A 21910-nucleotide genomic window follows, 5' to 3' on the forward strand; every position below is an offset into this window, starting at 1 on the left:
AAACTGCGGATCCCGCGGATCCAATGGCTTGCGAAAGGCGAGGCGTACGATGAGCAAAGAAGTACTGCTGGTTGTTGAGTCGGTATCCAATGAAAAGGGCGTACCGGCTAACGTAATTTTTGAAGCGCTGGAGCTGGCTCTGGCCACTGCTACCAAGAAGCGGTTCGAGGACGAAGTCGATCTGCGTGTGGAAATCAATCGCCACACCGGTGCTTACGAGACTTTCCGTCGCTGGACGGTCGTTGAAGAAGCAGACCTGGACGACCCGGCCATCGAAACCTGGCCGAGCAAGGTTGCGCAAACGCATCCGGGCGCCCAGGTAGGCGATGTCGTCGAAGAGAAGATCGAGTCGATCGAATTCGGCCGTATCGCGGCACAGACTGCCAAGCAAGTCATTGTGCAGAAAGTTCGCGAAGCAGAACGCGCACAAGTGGTTGATGCCTATCGCGAGCGCCTGGGGGAAATCATCTCCGGCACCGTGAAGAAAGTCACCCGCGACAACGTGATCGTCGATCTGGGTAACAACGCTGAAGCGTTGCTGGCCCGTGAAGACATCATTTCTCGCGAAACCTTCCGGGTGGGCGTGCGTCTGCGTGCGCTGCTCAAGGAAATCCGCACTGAAAACCGCGGCCCGCAGCTGATCCTGTCGCGTACCGCGCCGGAAATGCTGATCGAGTTGTTCCGCATTGAAGTGCCGGAAATCGCTGAAGGCCTGATCGAAGTAATGGCTGCCTCCCGTGACCCGGGTTCGCGTGCCAAGATCGCGGTCCGCTCGAAAGACAAACGCATCGACCCGCAGGGCGCGTGCATTGGTATGCGCGGTTCGCGTGTCCAGGCAGTGTCCGGTGAATTGGGCGGTGAGCGTGTGGATATCGTCCTGTGGGACGACAACCCGGCGCAGTTCGTAATCAACGCCATGTCCCCGGCTGAGGTTGCGGCAATTATCGTTGACGAAGATGCCCATGCAATGGACATCGCCGTTGGCGCAGACAATCTGGCTCAGGCCATCGGTCGCGGTGGTCAGAACGTGCGTCTGGCTAGCCAGCTGACTGGCTGGACCCTGAACGTGATGACCGAATCGGACATCCAGGCTAAGCAGCAAGCAGAAACCGGCGACATCCTGCGCAACTTCATCGACGAGCTGGAAGTCGACGAAGATCTGGCACAGGTGCTGGTAGATGAAGGCTTCACCAGCCTGGAAGAGATTGCCTACGTACCGTTGGAAGAAATGCTCAACATCGACGGCTTTGACGAAGACACCGTCAACGAGCTTCGCGCTCGGGCCAAGGATCGTTTGTTGACTAAAGCCATCGCTACTGAGGAAAAGCTGGCAGACGCCCATCCGGCCGAAGACCTGCTCTCGCTTGAGGGTATGGACAAGGATTTGGCGATGGAACTGGCGGTGCGCGGCGTAATTACCCGCGAAGACCTGGCCGAGCAGTCTATTGACGACCTGCTCGACATCGACGGCATTGACGATGATCGTGCCGGCAAGTTGATCATGGCCGCCCGAGCCCATTGGTTCGAGTAATAGGCGCGGCCTGAGGAGAGAAGTGCATGACGCAAGTCACGGTGAAACAACTGGCCGATGAGGTCAAAACACCGGTAGAGCGCCTGCTGCAGCAGATGCGTGAGGCAGGTCTGCCGCACACCGCCGCCGAGGAACATGTGACCGATAGTGAGAAGCAATCTTTGCTGACTCACTTGAAAAGCAGCCACAAGGCGAAAGTGGAAGAGCCGCGCAAGATCACGTTGCAGCGTAAAACCACCAGCACCCTGCGTGTTGCTGGCAGCAAAAGCATCAGCGTTGAAGTACGCAAGAAGAAAGTCTTCGTACAGCGCAGCCCGGAAGAAATCGAAGCCGAGCGCAAACGCGAACTGGAAGAACGTCGCGCAGTAGAAAATGCTGCACGTCAGAAGGCTGAAGAAGAAGCCAAGCGTCGCGCCGAAGAAGAAGCGCGTCGCCAGCCTGCTGCTGCGCAAACCGCTGCTTCCGACGCTGTTGCAGCGCCTGCTGCAGCTGCCGAGCCAGTGCGTGAGAGCGCACCGGTGGCTGCTGCTCCAGCACCGTCTGCTGACGTTCGTAACAAGCAGAACGAACAGCGCCGTCCGGACAAACCACGTGCAGACGATAACAATCGTCGTGGCAGTGGCGATGGTGAGCGCAAAAACGCTCCGCATCGTGCTTCGGTCAAGGAAAAAGCGCCTGCTCCACGTGTTGCGCCACGCACGACCGACGAAGAAAGCGACAGCTTCCGTCGCGGTGGTCGCGGCAAGGCCAAGCTGAAAAAACGCAACGCCCACGGTTTCCAGAGCCCAACCGGCCCTGTCGTGCGTGAAGTGAAGATCGGCGAGACCATCACTGTGGGCGATCTCGCCCAGCAGATGTCGGTCAAGGCTGCTGAAATCATCAAGTTCATGTTCAAACTGGGTACCCCAGCGACCATCAACCAGGTACTGGACCAGGAAACTGCCCAGCTGGTTGCTGAAGAGCTGGGCCACAAAGTGACCCTGGTCAGCGACACCGCCCTGGAAGATTCCCTGGCCGAGTCCCTGAAGTTTGAAGGCGAGACCTTCTCCCGTGCGCCAGTCGTGACCGTAATGGGCCACGTTGACCATGGTAAGACCTCGCTGCTCGACTACATCCGTCGTGCCAAGGTAGCTGCAGGCGAAGCCGGCGGTATCACCCAGCACATCGGTGCCTACCACGTTGAAACCGAACGCGGCATGGTCACCTTCCTCGACACCCCAGGTCACGCCGCGTTTACCGCCATGCGTGCCCGTGGTGCCAAGGCGACCGACATCGTGATCCTGGTCGTTGCAGCGGACGACGGCGTGATGCCGCAGACCATTGAAGCTGTCCAGCACGCCAAGGCCGCTGGTGTTCCTCTGGTCGTTGCAGTGAACAAAATCGACAAGCCGGGCGCCGATCTCGATCGCATCCGTAGCGAACTGTCGGTTCACGGCGTGACGTCGGAAGAGTGGGGCGGTGATACGCCATTCGTTTCGGTTTCGGCGAAAGTCGGTACCGGCGTAGACGAACTGCTCGAAGCTGTTCTGCTGCAAGCCGAAGTTCTCGAACTGAAAGCAACCCCGTCGGCCCCAGGTCGTGGTGTTGTGGTTGAATCGCGTCTCGACAAAGGTCGTGGCCCGGTTGCAACCGTTCTGGTTCAAGACGGTACCCTGCGTCAAGGCGACATGGTCCTGGTCGGTTCGAACTATGGCCGTGTACGTGCCATGCTCGACGAGAACGGCAAGCCAATCAAGGAAGCCGGTCCTTCCATCCCTGTCGAGATCCTCGGCCTGGACGGTACCCCGGACGCTGGCGACGAGATGAGCGTGGTTGCCGACGAGAAGAAAGCCCGTGAAGTGGCTCTGTTCCGTCAAGGCAAGTTCCGTGAAGTCAAACTGGCTCGTGCTCACGCAGGCAAGCTGGAAAACATCTTCGAGAACATGGGCCAGGAAGAGAAGAAGACGCTTAACATCGTCCTCAAATCTGACGTTCGTGGTTCGTTGGAAGCGTTGAACGGTGCCTTGAACGGCCTGGGTAACGACGAAGTGCAAGTGCGTGTAGTGGGTGGCGGTGTCGGTGGTATCACCGAGTCCGACGCCAACCTGGCACTGGCCTCCAACGCTGTACTGTTCGGCTTCAACGTGCGTGCCGATGCTGGCGCGCGCAAGATCGTCGAGCAGGAAGGCCTGGATATGCGTTACTACAACGTGATCTACGACATCATCGAAGACGTCAAGAAAGCCCTGACCGGCATGCTTGGCAGCGACGTCCGGGAGAACATCCTGGGTATTGCTGAAGTCCGCGACGTGTTCCGTTCGCCGAAGTTTGGCGCGATCGCCGGTTGCATGGTTGTTGAAGGTGTTGTGCACCGCAACCGTCCAATCCGTGTACTGCGTGAAGACATCGTTATCTTCGAAGGCGAGCTGGAATCCCTGCGCCGCTTCAAGGATGACGCTTCCGAAGTACGTGCCGGCATGGAATGCGGTATCGGCGTGAAGAGCTACAACGACGTCAAAGTCGGTGACAAGATCGAAGTCTTCGAGAAGGTTCAGGTTGCTCGCAGCCTCTAACTCGCGCACTTCAAGAGCCGTGATGGGCAGCCGCATGCAAATGCACGGCGCATCGCCCGGACTCTAAACGCAACGCCCGGTCTGGCTTCTGTCAGGCCGGGCGTTTGCCGCTTTCAGACCACACGGGTTTCACCGTGAGGCAGTTACAGGTAACAAGACATGGCAAAAGAATACAGCCGTACCCAACGTATCGGCGATCAGATGCAGCGCGAGCTGGCACAACTGATCCGTCGTGAAGTCAAAGACCCACGTGTTGGCCTGGTCACCATTACCGCTGTTGAAGTCAGCCGTGACGTCGGTCACGCCAAGATCTTCATCACCGTGATGGGCCAGGACAGTGCCGAGGACATCGCACAGAGCATCAAGGTGCTGAACTCGGCTGCAGGCTTCCTGCGTATGCAGCTGGCCCGCGAGATGAAACTGCGCAGCGTTCCCCAGCTGCACTTCCACTATGACGAAAGTGTCGTACGTGGTGCCCATCTGTCGGCATTGATCGAACGCGCCGTGGCTGAAGACAATCAGCACCCGGTCGCGGCAGAAACCGAAGACACCAAGGAGTAATCGGTGGCTCAGGTCAAACGTATCCGTCGTAACGTCAGCGGCATCATCCTGCTCGACAAGCCGTTGGGGTTCACCTCCAACGCTGCCTTGCAGAAGGTGCGCTGGTTGCTCAATGCCGAAAAGGCTGGCCACACCGGCAGTCTCGACCCGTTGGCCACCGGCGTGTTGCCGCTGTGCTTCGGCGAGGCCACCAAGTTCTCGCAATACCTGCTCGATTCCGACAAGGGTTATGAAACCCTGGCGCAATTGGGCAAGACCACCACCACGGCGGATGCCGAGGGTGAAGTTTTGCAGGAACGCCCGGTGACCGTTGGTCGCACCGATATCGAAGCGGTATTGCCCAATTTTCGCGGGAAAATCAGTCAGATACCGCCGATGTACTCAGCCCTCAAACGCGATGGCCAGCCGTTGTACAAGCTGGCACGAGCAGGCGAAGTGGTGGAGCGCGAACCGCGATCTGTTACTATTGCGCGCTTGGAATTGCTGGCCTTTGAAGGTGATACTGCGCGCTTTGCCGTAGATTGCAGCAAAGGCACCTATATCCGTACCCTGGTGGAGGATATTGGTGAGCAGCTCGGCTGTGGCGCTTACGTGGCAGAACTGCGACGTACCCAGGCCGGTCCATTCAGCCTGGCCCAGACGGTCACGCTGGAAGAGTTGGAAGCGGTACATGCCGAAGGCGGCAACGAAGCGGTTGACCGTTTCCTGATGCCATCGGACAGCGGCCTGCTGGATTGGCCACTGCTGCAGTTCTCGGAGCACAGCTCGTTCTACTGGCTCAACGGCCAGCCGGTACGCGCCCCGGATGCACCGAAGTTCGGCATGGTACGGGTACAGGATCACAATGGTCGCTTCATCGGTATCGGTGAAGTGAGCGAAGACGGGCGCATCGCGCCACGTCGACTGATTCGGTCAGAATGACCGGACGAGGGTGGCTGTTAACAGGCACGGTCACTACTCATTTTTAGATACAGGGATTTGTCCCTGGCCTGTTGAAACTGTTTTTCTGAAACAGTTTCCTGATAAAAGGATTGCCTCATGGCTCTCGACGTTCAAGAAAAAGCTCAAATCGTAGCTGACTACCAGCAAGCTGTTGGTGACACTGGTTCGCCAGAAGTGCAAGTTGCACTGCTGACCCACAACATCAACAAACTGCAAGGTCACTTCAAGGCCAACGGTAAAGATCACCACTCCCGTCGTGGTCTGATCCGCATGGTAAACCAGCGTCGTAAGCTGCTGGACTACCTGAAAGGCAAGGATCTGAGTCGTTATCAGACTCTGATCGGTCGCCTGGGTCTGCGTCGCTAATAAGCGATTGCGCTAGAGGTTGGTTGTCTGTCGTGCGCCAGTGGGTTCCCCGCTGGCGCATGGCAGGCTCCCAGCCTCAAGTTTTATCTGGAACCTGCATTACCTGAGTAGCACCTGGACAATTGAGTCGGGCCGATTCCCGGCGTTGCCCAAGAATTTCGCAAGAAACCAGTTCCCCCAAGAGCCACAAAGAAGGTAGGACACCGTGAACCCGGTAATCAAAAAATTCCAGTTCGGTCAGTCGACCGTTACCCTCGAGACTGGCCGTATCGCCCGTCAGGCCTCCGGCGCAGTATTGGTCACCGTTGACGACGACGTCAGCGTATTGGTGACCGTGGTTGGCGCCAAGCAAGCCGATCCAGGCAAAGGCTTCTTCCCTCTGTCTGTTCACTACCAGGAAAAGACTTACGCTGCCGGTAAGATCCCTGGCGGTTTCTTCAAGCGTGAAGGCCGTCCTTCCGAGAAAGAAACCCTGACTTCCCGACTGATCGACCGTCCGATCCGTCCGCTGTTCCCAGAAGGCTTCATGAACGAAGTGCAGGTTGTCTGCACCGTCGTTTCCACCAGCAAGAAGACCGATCCGGACATCGCTGCGATGATCGGTACCTCGGCCGCCCTGGCCATCTCCGGCATTCCTTTCGATGGCCCGATCGGCGCTGCCCGCGTTGCGTTCCACGAAAGCACCGGCTACCTGCTGAACCCGACTTACGAACAACAGAAAGCTTCGAGCCTGGACATGGTCGTTGCCGGTACTTCGGAAGCGGTATTGATGGTTGAATCGGAAGCCAAAGAGCTGACCGAAGACCAGATGCTGGGCGCGGTACTGTTTGCTCACGACGAGTTCCAGGTGGTGATCAACGCCGTCAAGGAACTGGCCGCCGAAGCCGCCAAACCGACCTGGACCTGGGCTCCACAGCCTGAAGCCACCGCACTGCTGGGCGCTATCCGTGCCGAGTTCGGTGAAGCCATCTCCCAGGCCTACACCATCACCATCAAGGCCGACCGTTACGCTCGCCTGGGCGAACTGAAAGACCAGGTCGTCGCCAAGCTGTCCGGTGAAGAAGGCCAACCGACTTCCGCTGAAGTCAAAGCCGCTTTCGGCGAAATCGAATACCGCACCGTTCGCGAAAACATCGTCAACGGCAAGCCACGTATCGATGGTCGCGACACCAAGACCGTACGTCCGCTGAACATCGAAGTCGGCGTTCTGCCAAAGACCCACGGTTCGGCACTGTTCACCCGTGGCGAAACCCAGGCCCTGGTCGTTGCAACGCTGGGCACCGCCCGTGACGCACAACTGCTGGACACCCTGGAAGGCGAGAAAAAAGATCCGTTCATGCTGCACTACAACTTCCCTCCGTTCTCGGTAGGTGAGTGTGGTCGCATGGGTGGCGCTGGTCGTCGCGAAATCGGTCACGGCCGTCTGGCCCGTCGTTCGATCGCCGCCATGCTGCCTGCTGCCGACGTGTTCCCGTACACCATCCGCGTGGTATCGGAAATCACCGAATCCAACGGTTCCAGCTCCATGGCTTCCGTTTGCGGCGCTTCCCTGGCCCTGATGGACGCTGGTGTGCCAATGAAGGCGCCGGTTGCCGGTATCGCCATGGGTCTGGTTAAAGAAGGCGAGAAGTTCGCCGTCCTGACCGACATCCTGGGTGACGAAGACCACCTGGGCGACATGGACTTCAAGGTAGCCGGTACCGCCAAAGGTGTGACCGCGCTGCAGATGGACATCAAGATCAAGGGCATCACCGAAGAAATCATGGAGATCGCTCTGGGCCAAGCCCTGGAAGCGCGCCTGAACATCCTCGGTCAGATGAACCAGATCATTGGTCAGTCCCGCACTGAACTGTCGGAAAATGCTCCGACCATGATCGCGATGAAAATCGACACCGACAAAATCCGTGATGTCATCGGTAAAGGCGGCGCGACCATTCGTGCGATCTGTGAAGAAACCAAGGCTTCGATCGACATCGAAGACGACGGTTCGATCAAGATCTTCGGCGAAACCAAGGAAGCGGCTGAAGCTGCTCGTCAGCGCGTCCTGGGCATCACCGCAGAAGCCGAGATCGGCAAGATCTACGTGGGCAAGGTTGAGCGCATCGTCGACTTCGGCGCATTCGTCAACATCCTGCCAGGCAAGGACGGTCTGGTTCACATCTCGATGCTGAGCGACGCTCGCGTAGAGAAAGTGACCGACATCCTCAAAGAAGGCCAGGAAGTGGAAGTACTGGTACTGGACGTGGACAACCGCGGCCGTATCAAGCTGTCCATCAAAGACGTAGCAGCAGCCAAGGCTTCGGGCGTTTAATCACGCCCTTCGCCTGACCGCTTCAACGTTCTGAGAAATGCCCCGCAGTGGAAGCTGCGGGGTATTTTTTTGCCTGCAGGAAATTGACATCACTGGGGAAGTTGCCTGACCCCAAAGTCAGTGCTAGGTTTAGCCCACCGCCCGTGTAGCTCAGTCGGTAGAGCAGCGCACTCGTAACGCGAAGGTCGCAGGTTCGATTCCTGTCTCGGGCACCAGGCAGTACCTGTTTTCAAATGATCCCGAATGGTTCTGAAGGCCAGATACACCAGGCAACACGCGGTTTATTTGCGTCAGAGAGATCCTTGATGATCCAGATCCATCTTCCATTCCTCAGATCAAAGAGAACGCCATGACCGTTAACGCATTGACCCAAGAAGCCAGGCACGAACAAGCGCTGCAGTCCTACCTGCTGGAGTCGCCGCAACTGGCGGAAGAGATCAAGGACCTGAGTGCCGACGATCAGAAAGACCAGATCCAGTGGGCCTTCGAAGACGAGGCAGAATCCCAGGGCTTGCAGCCGTGGGAATTGACGCTCAAGTACACCTCAACCCCTGAAGAGTTCGAGGCTGCGCGCCTTGTTCTGCACAAGGAGGCTGCCGAAGTGTTGGGCGTCGAGTGGCAAGAGTACTGCGAGATGAACAATCTGGTGGTTTGAAAGCAGATTCACGCTTCAAGCAGCAAGCGACAAGTCAAGGCAGATCCGCTGCCCCTTGTCGCTTGCCGCTTGTAACTGCTCCTCAGAGGCTCAAGCGCATCGACAGGTCGATCGCCTTCACATCCTTGGTCAGCGCACCAATCGAAATATAGTCAACGCCGGTCGCGGCGATTGGCAGCAGCGTACTTTCGTTGATCCCACCACTGGCCTCCAGTTTCGCCTTACCGCCGTTCAGGCGTACCGCTTCGCGCATATCATCCAGGCTCAGCTCATCAAGCATGATGATATCGGCACCGGCCGCCAACGCTTCCTTGAGCTCCGCCAGGCTTTCCACTTCCACCTCCACCGGTTTGCCCGGGGCGATCTTGTGCGCGGCGGCAATGGCCTGGGCGATGCCGCCACTGGCAGCGATATGGTTTTCCTTGATCAGGAAGGCGTCGTACAGGCCGATACGGTGGTTATGGCAGCCACCACAGGTCACGGCATACTTTTGCGCCAGACGCAGCCCAGGCAGCGTCTTGCGGGTGTCCAGTAGCTTGACTTGGGTCTGGGCGACGAAGTCGGCCAGGTACTGGGCGCGAGTGGCGACCCCCGACAGCAACTGCAGGAAGTTCAGCGCACTGCGCTCACCGGTCAGCAGCGAACGGGCAGGGCCTTCGAGATGAAACAACGGTTGATTGGGGTTCACCCGCTCACCGTCGCGCACCTGCCAGTGCACCGCCACGCGCGGATCCAGTTGGCGAAACACCGCATCGACCCAGGCGGTGCCACTGATGACAGCCGCGTCACGGGTAATGATGGTGGCTTTGGCCAGGCGCTCGGCCGGGATCAGTTGTGCAGTGATGTCGCCGCTACCGATGTCTTCCAGCAGCGCACGGCGCACATTGGCTTCGATTTCGGCGGTCAGGTCGGCCAGGCGTAGATTCGGCATAACGGGCTCCACAAACAAAGTGTCGCGATTATAGGGCCATGCCGGGAGTGAACCCAAGATCACAAATGCCTGGCCGGGTCATTACGCCGCAGGCAGCGCCTCAATCGCGGCAAGTGATCGCACCTGTGGGGTGATCGCGGCATACTGGAGCCTGTCAAAGCCGTTGTTGAAGGAACCTGTATGCAGCTGGACCCCGCGAGTGGTTGGTTTGAAGGTGTGCGTCATTGCCCGTCACCCAACTTCAATGCGCGCCCCACGGGCGAAATTTCCCTGCTGGTGATCCACAACATCAGCCTGCCGCCGGCGCAGTTCGCCACGGGCAAGGTGCAGGAGTTTTTCCAGAATCGCCTGGATGTCACCGAACACCCCTATTTTGAAGGGATCGCCCACCTGCGCGTGTCAGCGCATTTTCTGATCGAGCGTGACGGCGGCGTCACCCAGTTTGTCTCTTGTCTCGAGCGGGCCTGGCACGCCGGTGTTTCGCTGTTCGAGGGGCGTGAAGGTTGTAATGATTTTTCCCTGGGCATCGAGCTGGAGGGCACCGATGATCTGCCGTTCACCGACGCCCAGTACCAGGCGCTGACAGCCTTGACCCTGGAGTTGCAGGGCACGTTTGCGGCGATCTCCACTGAACGTATCCAGGGCCACAGCGACATCGCGCCTGGACGCAAGACTGACCCGGGGCCGGCGTTCGACTGGACGCGTTACCGCGCTGCCCTGGCACAAGGGGAAGGACAATGAGTTTTGTGGTGTTACTGCTGGCCGTGTGGATCGAGAAATTCTCGGCGTTGCGCCACCGGGTACAGCGCGACAGCGGTTGGCTGCGCGAGTTGGCCAAGCTTGAAAGCCATCCACGGCTCAGCCGCCAGCCCTGGCTGGTGCTGGCCCTGCTGGTGTTGCTGCCGGTGGCCCTGCTGGGCTTATTGCTACTGGTGCTCGACCCGGTCGCCTACGGTCTGCTGGCCTTGCCGGTGCATTTGCTGGTGGTGATCTACAGCCTGGGACGGGGCGACCTGCTGGGTGAACTGGGGCCGTTTCGCGATGCCTGGCGCCGGGAAGACCTGCAAGCCGCCGCCCACGTCGCCCAGCGAGACCTGGGGATTTGTGCCGACAGCGGTGAGCAATTGCTGCAACAGGTGCAAGCCCGTTTGTTGTGGCAGGCCTACCAGAGCTTTTTTGCGGTGATTTTCTGGTACTTCCTGCTGGGTCCGGTCGCGGCGTTGAGTTATCGCTTGCTGGCCCTGGCGGCCGAGCACAGCCAGCAGCCGGCGCTGGCCGAACGTGCGGCGCAGTTGCGCCATGCCTTCGACTGGTTGCCGGTGCGCCTGCTGGCCGCGAGTTTTGCCCTGGTGGGCAACTTTGTCGCGGTCAGCCGGGTGATGCTCCATGAATTGCTGAACTGGAACATCAGCGCCGCGCAGTTGATCGAGAAAACCGGCAAGGTCGCGGGTGAAATTCCCGCCCCCGTCGCGGGCCCCGAGGGCATCAACAGCCTGGACCAACTGTGGGAATTGCTGCTGCGCGCCGCCGTGGTCTGGTACGCCGGGTTCGCCCTCTGGACCGTCCTGGTCTAACGGTATCTCGAAGCGACGGCCGCAGGCGGCGTCCGACCGCACGGCGGTCGCCAACCCAGCCTGCGGCTCGTTAACCTTAAGTTACAAAGACTCCTGCCGATTTAAGCTATACAGAAGCAGCGCGCCGTAGTGGCTATCTGCTTCCTCTGCGTGCCTGCCGATAAAAATAAGAAATACAAAGGGGGACTTCTTGTGAAGAGTTTGCTCTATCCCGCCGTGGCACTGATGAATCGCCTGAGCTTCGGCATGAAGTTCAGCCTGATCAGTGTGCTGTTCCTGCTGCCAATGCTGGTGACCAACTTCTACCTGGTACGCGATTCCTATCGCGAATTCCAGGGCACCCGCATTGAATTGCAGAGCCTCGACCTGCTGGGCAGTGGCCTGGCGTTGCGGCGCGACCTGGAGACCCTGAACAACCTGGTGCAGATCAATTCGACCCTGGGGCAGTCGGGCAAGGCCGGCGACATCGAAACGAAAATCAGCGCCCTGGAGCAACAGGTCCTGGCCCGCCTGCAGGGTCTGAGCGCCATGAGCGACGACCCGGAGCATGTCCGGGTGTTCGAGGCCAAGCGCGATGAGATGCTTGCCGCGTTCAAGGCCCAGCAAACGGAGAAGTCCCTGCAGAGCAAAAGCGCGATGATCGCCAAGTTGCTGGGCAATGCGCAGATCTTTGGCCAGATTATCAGCAGCCAGGCGGGCCTGAGCCGCGACAACCAGAGCGATATCCGCCAACTGAGCGAACTGCTGACCAACGTCACCCCACGCATTACCCAGATCCTCGGCGACGGCCGGGCCATGGGCGCGTTTTCCCTGGGGCAGGGGTTCCTCAATTCGGCGTCCTCCACCCGCTTCGATGAACTGCTGGCCCAGATCGAAAAGCTCCAGGCCGAGTACGCCCTCAAGCTGCAGGACGCGCTGGGCGCCAGCAATGCGGCGCGGCAGGTGCTGGAACCGCCCGCCACAGCCAGCCAGGCCACGCTCAAGCAAGCCAGCGAACTGTTCGAGGAACAGGTGGTGATGGCCGATACCCTCGATGCGCCCTGGCAGGGTTTCTACGACCAGGTCAGCGCCCTGATGCAACAGACCTATCAACTCAACGACGCAACCCTGAGCTTTCTCGGCGTGCAGTTACAGCAACGCCTTGAACAGAACCGCACGCACATGATCCTGCAGGCCGTGGCCCTGTCGGTGGTGTTCGTGCTGATTTTCTACCTCTACGGCGGTTTCTACGTTTCCACGCGCACCACCCTCAAGCGCCTCGGTGCGGTGATGGACAAAGTCGCTGCAGGCGACATGACCGTCACCTTCACCGCCCACAGCCGCGACGAACTGGGGGAACTGGGCAAGGTATTCAATGGCACGGTGGCGAAAATTCACGACCTGATCGAACTGGTGGGGCAAACCGTCAACGAAGTCGAGCGTCAGGCCGGCCAGGTAGAGACCGTGTCGGCCCGCAGCAATCAGGCAGTGGCCGGGCAGCGCTCGCAGATCGAGCAGGTGGCCACGGCGATGAACCAGATGTCAGCCACCGCCCAGGAAGTCGCACGCAGTGCCGCGACAGCGGTGAACAGCGCGCAAAGCGTCAACGACGAAACCATCAGCGGCCGTGGGCTGGTGGAGTCCCAGCAGGGCAGCATTGCGCAGTTGGCCCATGAGATCGACGCGTCGGTGCTGGTGATCAACCAGTTGGCCAGTGACAGCCAGTCCATCAGCCGGGTGCTGGAAGTGATCAAGAGCATTGCCGAGCAGACCAACCTGCTGGCCCTCAATGCGGCCATCGAGGCCGCCCGTGCCGGTGAGCAGGGGCGTGGGTTCGCGGTGGTGGCCGATGAGGTTCGCACCCTGGCCAAGCGTACTCAGCAATCGACCGAGGAAATCGAGCAGATGATCGCCAGGCTGCACAATGGCGTGGGCGCAGCGGTCAAGGCCATGGGGATCAGCCACCAGATGGCCAGTGGCACGGTGGGGCAGTCGGACAAGGTGCAGAAAGCCTTGGCCAACATCCTTGGGGCGGTGGGCATGATTGTCGATCAGAACCAGCAGATTGCCGCGGCGGTCGAGCAGCAGACGGCGGTGGCCCACGATATCGACCGCAACATCGTCGAGATCAACCGCGCCGGCGAGCGCACCGCCGAAGGGGCGCACCAGACCGAGGACGCCAGCCGTGCGTTGTCGGCCCAGGTGGTGCAGTTGAAACACTTGATCAGTGCTTTTCGAGTGTGAGTGTCGGAATCAAGCCAACGGTGTCGGCCTGATTCCGAATACTCCGTAGTACACGTTTCTCTTATCTGTGGCCTCAGTCCGAAATCACGGCGCGCCCGGGATTTTAGTCTTCAATGAGCTGACGTTCGCGGGTTTACTTGCACCCGCGAATGCGCCACTGCCACGAGGATCACACTCATGACGGCTACCTCCCCAGGAATCACCGGGCAATGTGTCCATTGCCAGGTCACCCTGATGCTCAAGCCCTGGCAACTGAATGCCATGGCAATCAACGAAGCATTTACCTGTCATCACTGCCAGAAAAGCCTGCAGATCAGCGGTCCTGCCGAACTCAAGCGCCTCAAGGCCCTGGATTCACTGACCCTGCTGCGCGCGAGTCTGCGGGTGATGATCGCCAGCGCCTTGCTGGTGGCCCTGGTGATGGAGTGGCTGGGGCTGTTGACGGGCATCGAGCAACTGAATGTGTCGCTGTTGGCACTGTTCATCTACTTCGTGGCGATGCGCTATGCGCGGCAGCGGCAACACCTGAAACTGGTACTGCAGGCCGCCAAGGCGCACGCCTGAGCGGTCACCAATTGAACAGCCGGCAGGCATTGGCGGTGCTGGCCGCGGCCAATTGTTCGGGGCTGATGGCCATGATCCCGGCCAGTGCCGTGCAAATCGCCGGCAGGTGAGCCGGGCTATTGCGTTGGCCGGGGTACATGGCGGGCGCCATGTCCGGCGAATCGGTTTCCAGGACCACCGAATCCAGCGGCAGCCCGGCGATCACTTTGTGCATGCGCAGGGCTTGTGGCCAGGTGGCGGCCCCGCCCAGGCCGAGCTTGAAGCCAAGCTTCACGTATTCTCGGGCTTCTTCCTGGCTGCCGGCAAAGGCGTGGATGATCCCGCCGCGGGGCAGCTTGAAGCGTTTCAAGGTGGCGATGACCGCCGCATGACTGCGGCGCACGTGCAGCAGCGCCGGTAGCCCACAGTCCCTGGCCAGTTGCAGCTGTGCTTCAAACAGCGCCTGCTGGCGCTGGCGATCCAGGCTTGGGAGAAAAAAATCCAGGCCAATCTCGCCCACCGCGCACAGTTGCCGATGACCGGCCAGGCGGGTCAGCCAGTCCGCCAGTTCAGTCAGGTCGGCGGGGCGATGCTGATCGAGATAGACCGGGTGCAGGCCGAATGCGGCGTGCAGGTCCGGGTCACTTTGCACCAGGTCCCAGACGCGCTGCCAATTAGCCTGATACACCCCCAGCACCACCATGCGCTTGACCCCCAGCGCGCGGCTTTGCGCCAGCAGCGCCTGGCGGTCGGCGTCGAAGTCGGCAAAGTCCAGATGGGTGTGGCTGTCGATCAGCTCCACGGCTCAGTCCTGGTGAATGCGCTGCTTGAAGGTCCGCGCGATGGCCTGGACGCCAGGCTGGTAGTGGGCCTCTTCGATGGCCGCGAGGGCCAGTTGCAGGGCCTTTTCGGCAATCAGTTGATGCTGCTGCGCCATGGCGTTGACCGGCAGGGGCAGGAAGTCCAGCAACTGGGTGTCACCAAAGGTCCCCAGGCGCAGCGGCCGGTTCTTCAGCGGGAAGTCATGCAGGGCATCAAACACACCCTGCAGCAGGACGTAGGAGGTGGTCACCAGTGCATCCGGCAAATGCCCGAGGCGCTGCAACAACTCCTCCATCAACTGCCGACCACCGTCGCGGCTGAATGACTCGCTGTGTTCGATCAGCACCTGGCCCTGAAAATCGACCAGCGCCTGCTTGAACCCGTCGGCACGCTCCTGGCTGATGCTCAGTTCGGGCCGTGCGCCGATCAGCACGATCTGCCGGGGCGCCGGTGTCAACAGGCTGCGGGTGAGCTGCAGGCTGGCTTCGCGGTCATCACTGATCACCGAACAGAAATGCTCGGGCTCCATGACCCGGTCGATGGCAATGATGGGTAAACCCTTGGCCTGCAACTGGCGATAACTGTCATCGCCGGCCGGCAGGCAACTGGCGACAAACAGCGCATCACAGCGGCGCGCACGAAACAGCTGGAGCAACTGGCGTTCGCTGTCCGGGGCGTCGTCGGAGCTGGCAATCAACAACTGGTAGCCACGGGCCCGCGCACCTTGCTCCAGGAGCTTGGCGATGCGGGCGTAACTGGGGTTTTCCAGGTCCGGCAGGATGAAACCCAGGGTTCGGGTGTGCCGACTGCGCAACCCGGCCGCCTGCGGATTGGGGGTGAAGCCGTGCTGTTCGACCACCGCGCGTACGCGCTCGACGGTGGCACTGCTGATGCGCTGCTGTTCGGCCTTGCCATTGATGACGTAGCTGGCGGTGGTCACGGACACACCGGCGAGCTGGGCGATATCACTGAGTTTCAACTCGGGAGTTCCTTGTTTTTTCGAGCGTGCCCCGACATTTTCGCCAATCCTACCTGAATAAGGCAGCCGACCAATGTCGCACGCAATCGACCGGTTGGACTTCAAGCCTGAGAGATTATCGAGTAACGTGCCATTTGATCTAGATTAAACGATTCAGCAGGCGTATTTTCTGCACTATTGGCTATTTTTGTCCGGGCTGCCGCGAAACCGCCAAACAATGCCCTGAAAAAGTGCACGGATAAACGCCTAAGCTGATTCATTCAAAACAATACCTGGTGCCCCAAGGCACCAAAAAGGAGAACGCATGCTCGAGCTCACCATAGAGCAGATATCCATGGGCCAGAGCGCTGTGGATAAAGCCGCTGCATTGCACCTGCTGGCTGACAAACTGGTTGCCGATGGCCTGGTGGCCGAGGGTTACCTCAGCGGGTTGCAAGCACGGGAGGCCCAGGGCTCGACCTTTCTCGGTCAAGGCATTGCCATCCCCCATGGCACTCCGGATACCCGCGAGCTGGTGCACACCACCGGCGTGCGCCTGCTGCAGTTCCCCGACGGCGTGGACTGGGGCGACGGGCAGATCGTTTACCTGGCGATCGGTATCGCGGCCAAGTCCGATGAGCATCTGCGCCTGCTGCAACTGCTGACCCGTGCCCTCGGTGAAACCGACCTGGGCCAGGCCTTGCGCCGCGCCAGTACCGCCGAAGCCTTGCTCAAACTGCTGCAGGGGGCGCCGCAGGAACTGGCGCTGGATGCGCAGATGATCGGCTTGGGCGTGTCCGCCGACGATTTTGAAGAGCTGGTGTGGCGTGGCGCGCGCTTGTTGCGCCAGGCCGACTGCGTGAGCAATGGTTTCTCGGCGGTCTTGCAACAAGTCGAGGCATTGCCGCTGGGCGATGGGCTGTGGTGGTTGCACAGCGAACAAACGGTCAAGCGTCCGGGCCTGGCCTTTGTCACCCCGGACAAGCCGATCCGTTACCTCGGCCAACCGCTGAGCGGACTGTTCTGCCTGGCCAGCCTCGGCGAGGCCCACCAGGCCTTGCTGGAACGCCTGTGCGCATTGCTGATTGAAGGTCGTGGCCACGAATTGGGCCGCGCCACCAGCCGGCGCGCGGTGCTCGAAGTGCTGGGCGGCGAGTTGCCAGCCGATTGGCCAAGCGCCCGCATCGCCCTGGCCAACGCCCACGGCCTGCATGCCCGGCCGGCGAAGGTCCTGGCGCAACTGGCGAAAAGTTTTGACGGCGAGATTCGCGTGCGCATCGTCGACGGCCAGGACAGTGCCGTCTCGGTGAAAAGCCTGAGCAAATTGTTGAGCCTGGGCGCCCGCCGTGGCCAGGTGCTGGAACTGATCGCCGAGCCGAGCATTGCCAATGACGCGCTGCCGGCCTTGTTGGCGGCGATCGAAGAGGGCCTGGGTGAAGAAGTCGAACCCTTGCCCGCCATCAGCGCACAGCCGCCCGTCGTCGCCGATATCACCACGGTGCTGGTGGCGCCGGCTTCCGGCAGCCTGATCCAGGCAATTGCCGCGGCCCCCGGAATTGCTATCGGTCCTGCTCATATCCAGGTCCAGCAAACCATTGATTACCCATTGCGCGGCGAGTCCACGGCGATCGAGCGCGAGCGTCTGCACGCTGCACTGGCCGAAGTACGCCGCGACATCGAAGGCTTGATCCAGCGCAGCAAGGCCAAGGCCATTCGCGAGATTTTCATCACCCACCAGGAAATGCTCGACGACCCGGAGTTGACGGACGAAGTCGGTACGCGCCTGAAGCAGGGTGAAAGCGCTGAAGCGGCCTGGATGGCCGTGATCGAGGCGGCGGCCCGGCAGCAGGAGTCATTGCAGGATGCCTTGCTTGCCGAGCGGGCCGCGGACTTGCGCGACATCGGCCGCCGGGTGCTGGCGCAACTGTGTGGCATCCCGACCCCAAGCGAGCCGGAGCAACCCTACATCCTGGTGATGGACGAAGTCGGCCCCTCGGATGTGGCCCGCCTGGATCCGGCCCGCGTGGCGGGCATCCTCACCGCCCGTGGCGGCGCTACGGCCCACAGCGCCATTGTCGCCCGCGCGCTGGGGATTCCGGCGCTGGTCGGCGCCGGTGCGGCCGTGTTGCTGCTGGCTCCGGGCACGCCGCTGCTGCTCGATGGCCAGCGCGGGCGGTTGCATGTCGACGCCGATGCCGCGACCTTGCAGCGCGCCAGCCAGGAACGCGATACCCGTGAGCAGCGCCTCAAGGCTGCCGCCGAACAACGCCACCAACCGGCCCTGACCCGCGACGGGCATGCCGTGGAAGTGTTCGCCAACATCGGCGAAAGCGCCGGAGTGGCCAGCGCCGTGGAACAGGGCGCCGAAGGCATCGGCTTGCTGCGCACTGAGCTGATTTTCATGGCCCATCCGCAAGCCCCGGATGAAGCCACCCAGGAAGCCGAATACCGGCGGGTGCTCGATGGCCTGGGCGGACGTCCCCTGGTGGTGCGCACCCTCGATGTCGGCGGTGACAAGCCGTTGCCGTACTGGCCGATCGCCAAGGAAGAAAACCCTTTCCTCGGTGTACGCGGCATTCGTTTGACCCTGCAGCGCCCGCAGATCATGGAGGGGCAACTGCGCGCCTTGTTGCGCGCCGCCGACAACCGCCCGCTGCGGATCATGTTCCCCATGGTCGGCAGCGTCGACGAGTGGCGGCAGGCGCGGGAGATGACCGAGCGCCTGCGCCTGGAAATCCCGGTGGCCGACCTGCAACTGGGGATCATGATCGAGGTGCCGTCGGCTGCATTGCTGGCGCCGGTCCTGGCCCGTGAAGTCGATTTCTTCAGCGTCGGCACCAACGACCTGACGCAATACACCCTGGCCATCGACCGTGGTCACCCGACCTTGTCGGCCCAGGCCGATGGCCTGCACCCGGCGGTCCTGCAACTGATCGACATCACCGTGCGCGCGGCCCATGCCCATGGCAAATGGGTGGGCGTGTGCGGCGAACTGGCCGCGGACCCGCTGGCGGTACCGGTGCTGGTCGGGCTGGGGGTGGACGAATTGAGCGTCGGCGCGCGCAGCATCGCCGAGGTCAAGGCGCGGGTGCGTGAACTGAGCCTGGTGCAGGTACAACAAATGGCTCAACAGGCATTGGCCGTGGGCAGCGCACAAGACGTGCGTGAATTAGTGGAGGCGCTGTAATGGCACGCATCTTAACCCTGACCCTCAACCCGGCCCTGGACCTCACGGTGCAGGTGCCGCTGCTGGCGCCCGGTCAGGTCAATCGCAGCACCGCCATGCACACCCACGCCGCCGGTAAAGGCGTGAATGTGGCGCAGGTGTTAGCCGACCTGGGGCACCAAGTGACCGTCAGCGGCTTTCTCGGCGAGGACAATCTGCAAGCGTTCGAGGCGTTGTTCGCCCGTCGCGGTTTTGTCGATGCCTTTGTCCGCGTCCCCGGGGAAACCCGCAGCAACATCAAGCTGGCCGAAGACGACGGGCGCATCACCGACCTCAATGGTCCTGGCCCGGTGATCAGTGCGGTGGCGCAGCAGGCCCTGCTTGATCGGCTGGAGCAGATTGCCCCCGGGCATGCGGCGGTGGTCATCGCCGGCAGCCTGCCCCGTGGCGTCAGCGCCCAGTGGTTGCAGGCGCTGTTGCGCCGGCTCAAGGCCAAGGGCCTGAAGGTCGCCCTGGATACCAGCGGTGAAGCGCTGCGCGCAGGGCTGGCGGCGGGTCCGTGGTTGATCAAGCCCAACACCGAAGAACTGGCCGAGGTGCTTGATTGCGAGGTGCTGTCGCTGGCGGCCCAGGCCGAGGCGGCGAGCCGCTTGCACGCGCAAGGCATCGAACACGTGGTGATTTCCCACGGCGCCGATGGGGTCAACTGGTTCAGTGTTGGCTCGGCGCTGCATGCCACGCCGCCCAGGGTCAGCGTGGCCAGCACGGTGGGGGCGGGCGACTCCTTGCTCGCGGGCATGTTGCACGGCCTGCTCAGTGCCGACACCCCGGAGCAGACGCTGCGTACCGCCACCGCGATTGCCGCGCAGGCGGTGACCCAGATCGGTTTTGGCATCCACGACACGGCGCAGTTGGCGCAGCTTGAACAGGCGGTGCGTGTTCGCCCCCTGACAGAACAATAAGAGGGTTGGTCATGAAGTTAGCCATTGTTACTGCCTGCCCCAATGGCATGGTCACCAGTGTGCTGTGCGCCCGGCTGCTGGACGCTGCGGCGCAGCGCCAGGGCTGGAGCACCAGTGTCGAAGTGCACGATGGGGCGCACCCGGAGCGTCAACTGTCGGCTGCGGTCATCGATGATGCCGAGTGGGTGTTGCTGGTCAGCACCGGCGCGGTGGACCTGTCGCGGTTCGTCGGCAAGCGTCTGTATCAGAGCACGCCGTCCCAGGCCCTGCAGGATGTCGACGGGGTGCTGCGCCGTGGCGCCGAGGAGGCGCAGGTCTACCACGCGCCACAAGCCATTGCCGAGCCGGTCAGCACCGGTTCATCGGCGCCGCGCCTGGTAGCGGTCACCGCCTGCCCGACGGGCGTAGCCCACACGTTCATGGCGGCCGAGGCCCTGCAACAGGCGGCCAAGCGCCTGGGCTACGAGCTGCAGGTGGAAACCCAGGGCTCGGTGGGCGCGCGCAATCCGTTGAGCGCCCAGGCGATCAGCGAGGCCGACGTGGTCCTGCTGGCGGCGGATATTGAAGTGCCGACCGAGCGTTTTGCCGGCAAGAAAATCTACCGCTGTGGCACCGGCATCGCCCTCAAGCAAGCCGAGGCGACCCTGAACAAGGCGCTGGCCGAAGGCAAGCTGGAAAGTGCGGCGGCCGCGGCGGGTGCTCCGGTCAAGTCGCAGAAGACCGGGGTCTACAAACACTTGCTGACGGGTGTGTCGTTCATGCTGCCGATGGTGGTGGCGGGCGGCCTGATGATCGCCTTGTCCTTCGTGTTCGGTATCGAGGCGTTCAAGGAAGAGGGCAGCCTGGCGGCGGCCTTGATGCAGATCGGCGGCGAAACCGCGTTCAAGTTGATGGTGCCGTTGCTGGCGGGTTACATCGCCTATTCGATTGCCGACCGTCCGGGCCTGGCGCCGGGGATGATCGGCGGCTTGCTGGCGAGCACCCTGGGTGCCGGTTTCATCGGCGGGATCATTGCCGGTTTCATCGCAGGCTATGCCGCGCAGGCGATCAACCGATATGCACGCTTGCCGCAAAGCCTGGAAGCGCTGAAACCGATCCTGATCATTCCGCTGTTGGCGAGCCTGTTCACCGGGCTGGTGATGATCTACGTGGTGGGCAAGCCGGTGGCCGGGATGCTCTCTGGACTCACCCACTTCCTCGATAGCATGGGCACCACCAACGCGATCCTGCTGGGCGTGCTGCTGGGCGCGATGATGTGCGTCGACCTCGGCGGGCCGATCAACAAGGCCGCCTATGCCTTCTCGGTGGGGCTGCTGGCCTCGCAGAGTTATGCACCGATGGCCGCCACCATGGCCGCCGGCATGGTGCCGCCGATCGGCCTGGGTATTGCCACCTTCATCGCCCGGCGCAAGTTCGCGCAGACCGAGCGCGAGGCGGGTAAAGCGGCGCTGGTGCTGGGGCTGTGCTTCATCTCTGAAGGCGCGATTCCATTCGCCGCCAAGGACCCGCTGCGGGTGATCCCGGCCAGCATCGCTGGCGGCGCGCTGACCGGTGCGCTGTCGATGTATTTCGGCTGCAAACTGATGGCGCCCCACGGTGGGCTGTTCGTGATGCTGATCCCCAACGCAATCAACCATGCGCTGTTGTACCTGCTGGCGATTGTCGCCGGGAGCCTGCTGACCGCGGTGACCTATGCGCTGCTCAAGCGCCCGGAAACCACTGAACTGGCGCTGGAGCCGGCCAAGGCCTGATGCTCCAGATCCGTAGCAGTTGCCGAGCCTGCGAGGCTGCGTTCGAGGACGCAGTCCCCGCC

At 61.4% G+C, this 21910-nt stretch carries 17 protein-coding genes and 1 tRNA gene; 15 read left to right on the top strand and 3 right to left on the bottom strand.

Going from position 1 to position 21910, the window contains the following annotated elements; genetic code table 11:
* The first annotated feature begins 49 nt into the window (after positions 1–49).
* The 8 genes from nusA (at position 50) to H7995_RS14715 (ending at position 8918) form a co-directional block, all read left to right on the top strand.
* Positions 50–1531, top strand: a complete 1482-nt coding sequence (gene nusA, locus H7995_RS14680) for a transcription termination factor NusA (RefSeq protein ID WP_071485563.1) — start codon at positions 50–52, stop codon at positions 1529–1531.
* A 26-nt stretch (positions 1532–1557) separates the two neighbouring features.
* Complete coding sequence (infB, locus tag H7995_RS14685; RefSeq protein ID WP_166591403.1) at positions 1558–4083, top strand: translation initiation factor IF-2; 2526 nt, start codon at positions 1558–1560, stop codon at positions 4081–4083.
* A gap of 159 nt (positions 4084–4242) precedes the next feature.
* Positions 4243–4644 carry a 30S ribosome-binding factor RbfA gene (rbfA, locus tag H7995_RS14690; protein WP_095169461.1) on the top strand — a complete coding sequence of 134 codons (402 nt, stop codon included), beginning with the start codon at positions 4243–4245 and terminating at the stop codon, positions 4642–4644.
* A 3-nt stretch (positions 4645–4647) separates the two neighbouring features.
* Complete coding sequence (gene truB, locus H7995_RS14695; RefSeq protein ID WP_182343493.1) at positions 4648–5565, top strand: tRNA pseudouridine(55) synthase TruB; 918 nt, start codon at positions 4648–4650, stop codon at positions 5563–5565.
* 117 nt (positions 5566–5682) lie between these two features.
* Positions 5683–5952, top strand: coding sequence for a 30S ribosomal protein S15 (gene rpsO, locus H7995_RS14700; RefSeq protein ID WP_166591401.1), 270 nt, complete (start codon positions 5683–5685; stop codon positions 5950–5952).
* 205 nt (positions 5953–6157) lie between these two features.
* A complete protein-coding gene (pnp, locus tag H7995_RS14705) occupies positions 6158–8263 on the top strand; it encodes a polyribonucleotide nucleotidyltransferase (RefSeq protein WP_166591400.1) in 2106 nt (701 codons plus the stop codon).
* A 139-nt stretch (positions 8264–8402) separates the two neighbouring features.
* Positions 8403–8478: transfer RNA gene (locus H7995_RS14710), tRNA-Thr, on the top strand.
* Positions 8479–8612: 134 nt separating this feature from the next.
* A complete protein-coding gene (locus H7995_RS14715; protein WP_166591399.1) occupies positions 8613–8918 on the top strand; it encodes a DUF6388 family protein in 306 nt (101 codons plus the stop codon).
* An 82-nt stretch (positions 8919–9000) separates the two neighbouring features.
* On the opposite strand, the gene nadC is transcribed toward H7995_RS14715, so the two are convergent.
* Positions 9001–9849, bottom strand: a complete 849-nt coding sequence (nadC, locus tag H7995_RS14720; RefSeq protein WP_095169457.1) for a carboxylating nicotinate-nucleotide diphosphorylase — start codon at positions 9847–9849, stop codon at positions 9001–9003.
* Between the two features lie 180 nt (positions 9850–10029).
* On the opposite strand from nadC, the gene ampD reads away from it, so the two are divergent.
* The 4 genes from ampD to H7995_RS14740 all read left to right on the top strand — a co-directional run bounded on the left by ampD (position 10030) and on the right by H7995_RS14740 (position 14210).
* Complete coding sequence (gene ampD / locus H7995_RS14725) at positions 10030–10590, top strand: 1,6-anhydro-N-acetylmuramyl-L-alanine amidase AmpD (RefSeq protein ID WP_166591398.1); 561 nt, start codon at positions 10030–10032, stop codon at positions 10588–10590.
* Complete coding sequence (ampE, locus tag H7995_RS14730) at positions 10587–11423, top strand: regulatory signaling modulator protein AmpE (RefSeq protein ID WP_166591397.1); 837 nt, start codon at positions 10587–10589, stop codon at positions 11421–11423. Before ampD ends, ampE begins: the two co-directional genes overlap by 4 nt.
* Positions 11424–11615: 192 nt before the next feature.
* A complete protein-coding gene (locus H7995_RS14735; protein WP_166591396.1) occupies positions 11616–13646 on the top strand; it encodes a methyl-accepting chemotaxis protein in 2031 nt (676 codons plus the stop codon).
* A 177-nt stretch (positions 13647–13823) separates the two neighbouring features.
* Positions 13824–14210: a hypothetical protein gene (locus tag H7995_RS14740; RefSeq protein WP_166591395.1), complete on the top strand. Its 387-nt coding sequence runs from the start codon at positions 13824–13826 to the stop codon at positions 14208–14210.
* 4 nt (positions 14211–14214) lie between these two features.
* On the opposite strand, the gene H7995_RS14745 is transcribed toward H7995_RS14740, so the two are convergent.
* Complete coding sequence (locus tag H7995_RS14745; protein WP_166591394.1) at positions 14215–14991, bottom strand: TatD family hydrolase; 777 nt, start codon at positions 14989–14991, stop codon at positions 14215–14217.
* Between the two features lie 3 nt (positions 14992–14994).
* A complete protein-coding gene (gene cra / locus H7995_RS14750) occupies positions 14995–15990 on the bottom strand; it encodes a catabolite repressor/activator (RefSeq protein ID WP_166591393.1) in 996 nt (331 codons plus the stop codon).
* A 304-nt stretch (positions 15991–16294) separates the two neighbouring features.
* On the opposite strand from cra, the gene ptsP reads away from it, so the two are divergent.
* From ptsP to H7995_RS14765, 3 genes are read left to right on the top strand one after another with little or no spacing between them, the layout of a single operon-like run.
* Entirely contained in the window at positions 16295–19156 is a 2862-nt protein-coding gene (ptsP, locus tag H7995_RS14755) for a phosphoenolpyruvate--protein phosphotransferase (protein ID WP_166591392.1), read from the top strand.
* The gene (gene pfkB, locus H7995_RS14760; RefSeq protein WP_166591391.1) at positions 19156–20097 is read left to right on the top strand and encodes a 1-phosphofructokinase; all 942 of its coding nucleotides are present in this window, start codon (positions 19156–19158) and stop codon (positions 20095–20097) included. Before ptsP ends, pfkB begins: the two co-directional genes overlap by 1 nt.
* Before the next feature lie 11 nt (positions 20098–20108).
* On the top strand, positions 20109–21848 hold the full coding sequence (locus H7995_RS14765) for a PTS fructose-like transporter subunit IIB (RefSeq protein ID WP_166591390.1): 1740 nt from the start codon (positions 20109–20111) through the stop codon (positions 21846–21848).
* Positions 21849–21910: the final 62 nt, after the last annotated feature.

Origin of the sequence: Pseudomonas kielensis, assembly GCF_014236655.1 — a bacterium.
GTDB classification, from domain to species: domain Bacteria; phylum Pseudomonadota; class Gammaproteobacteria; order Pseudomonadales; family Pseudomonadaceae; genus Aquipseudomonas; species Aquipseudomonas kielensis.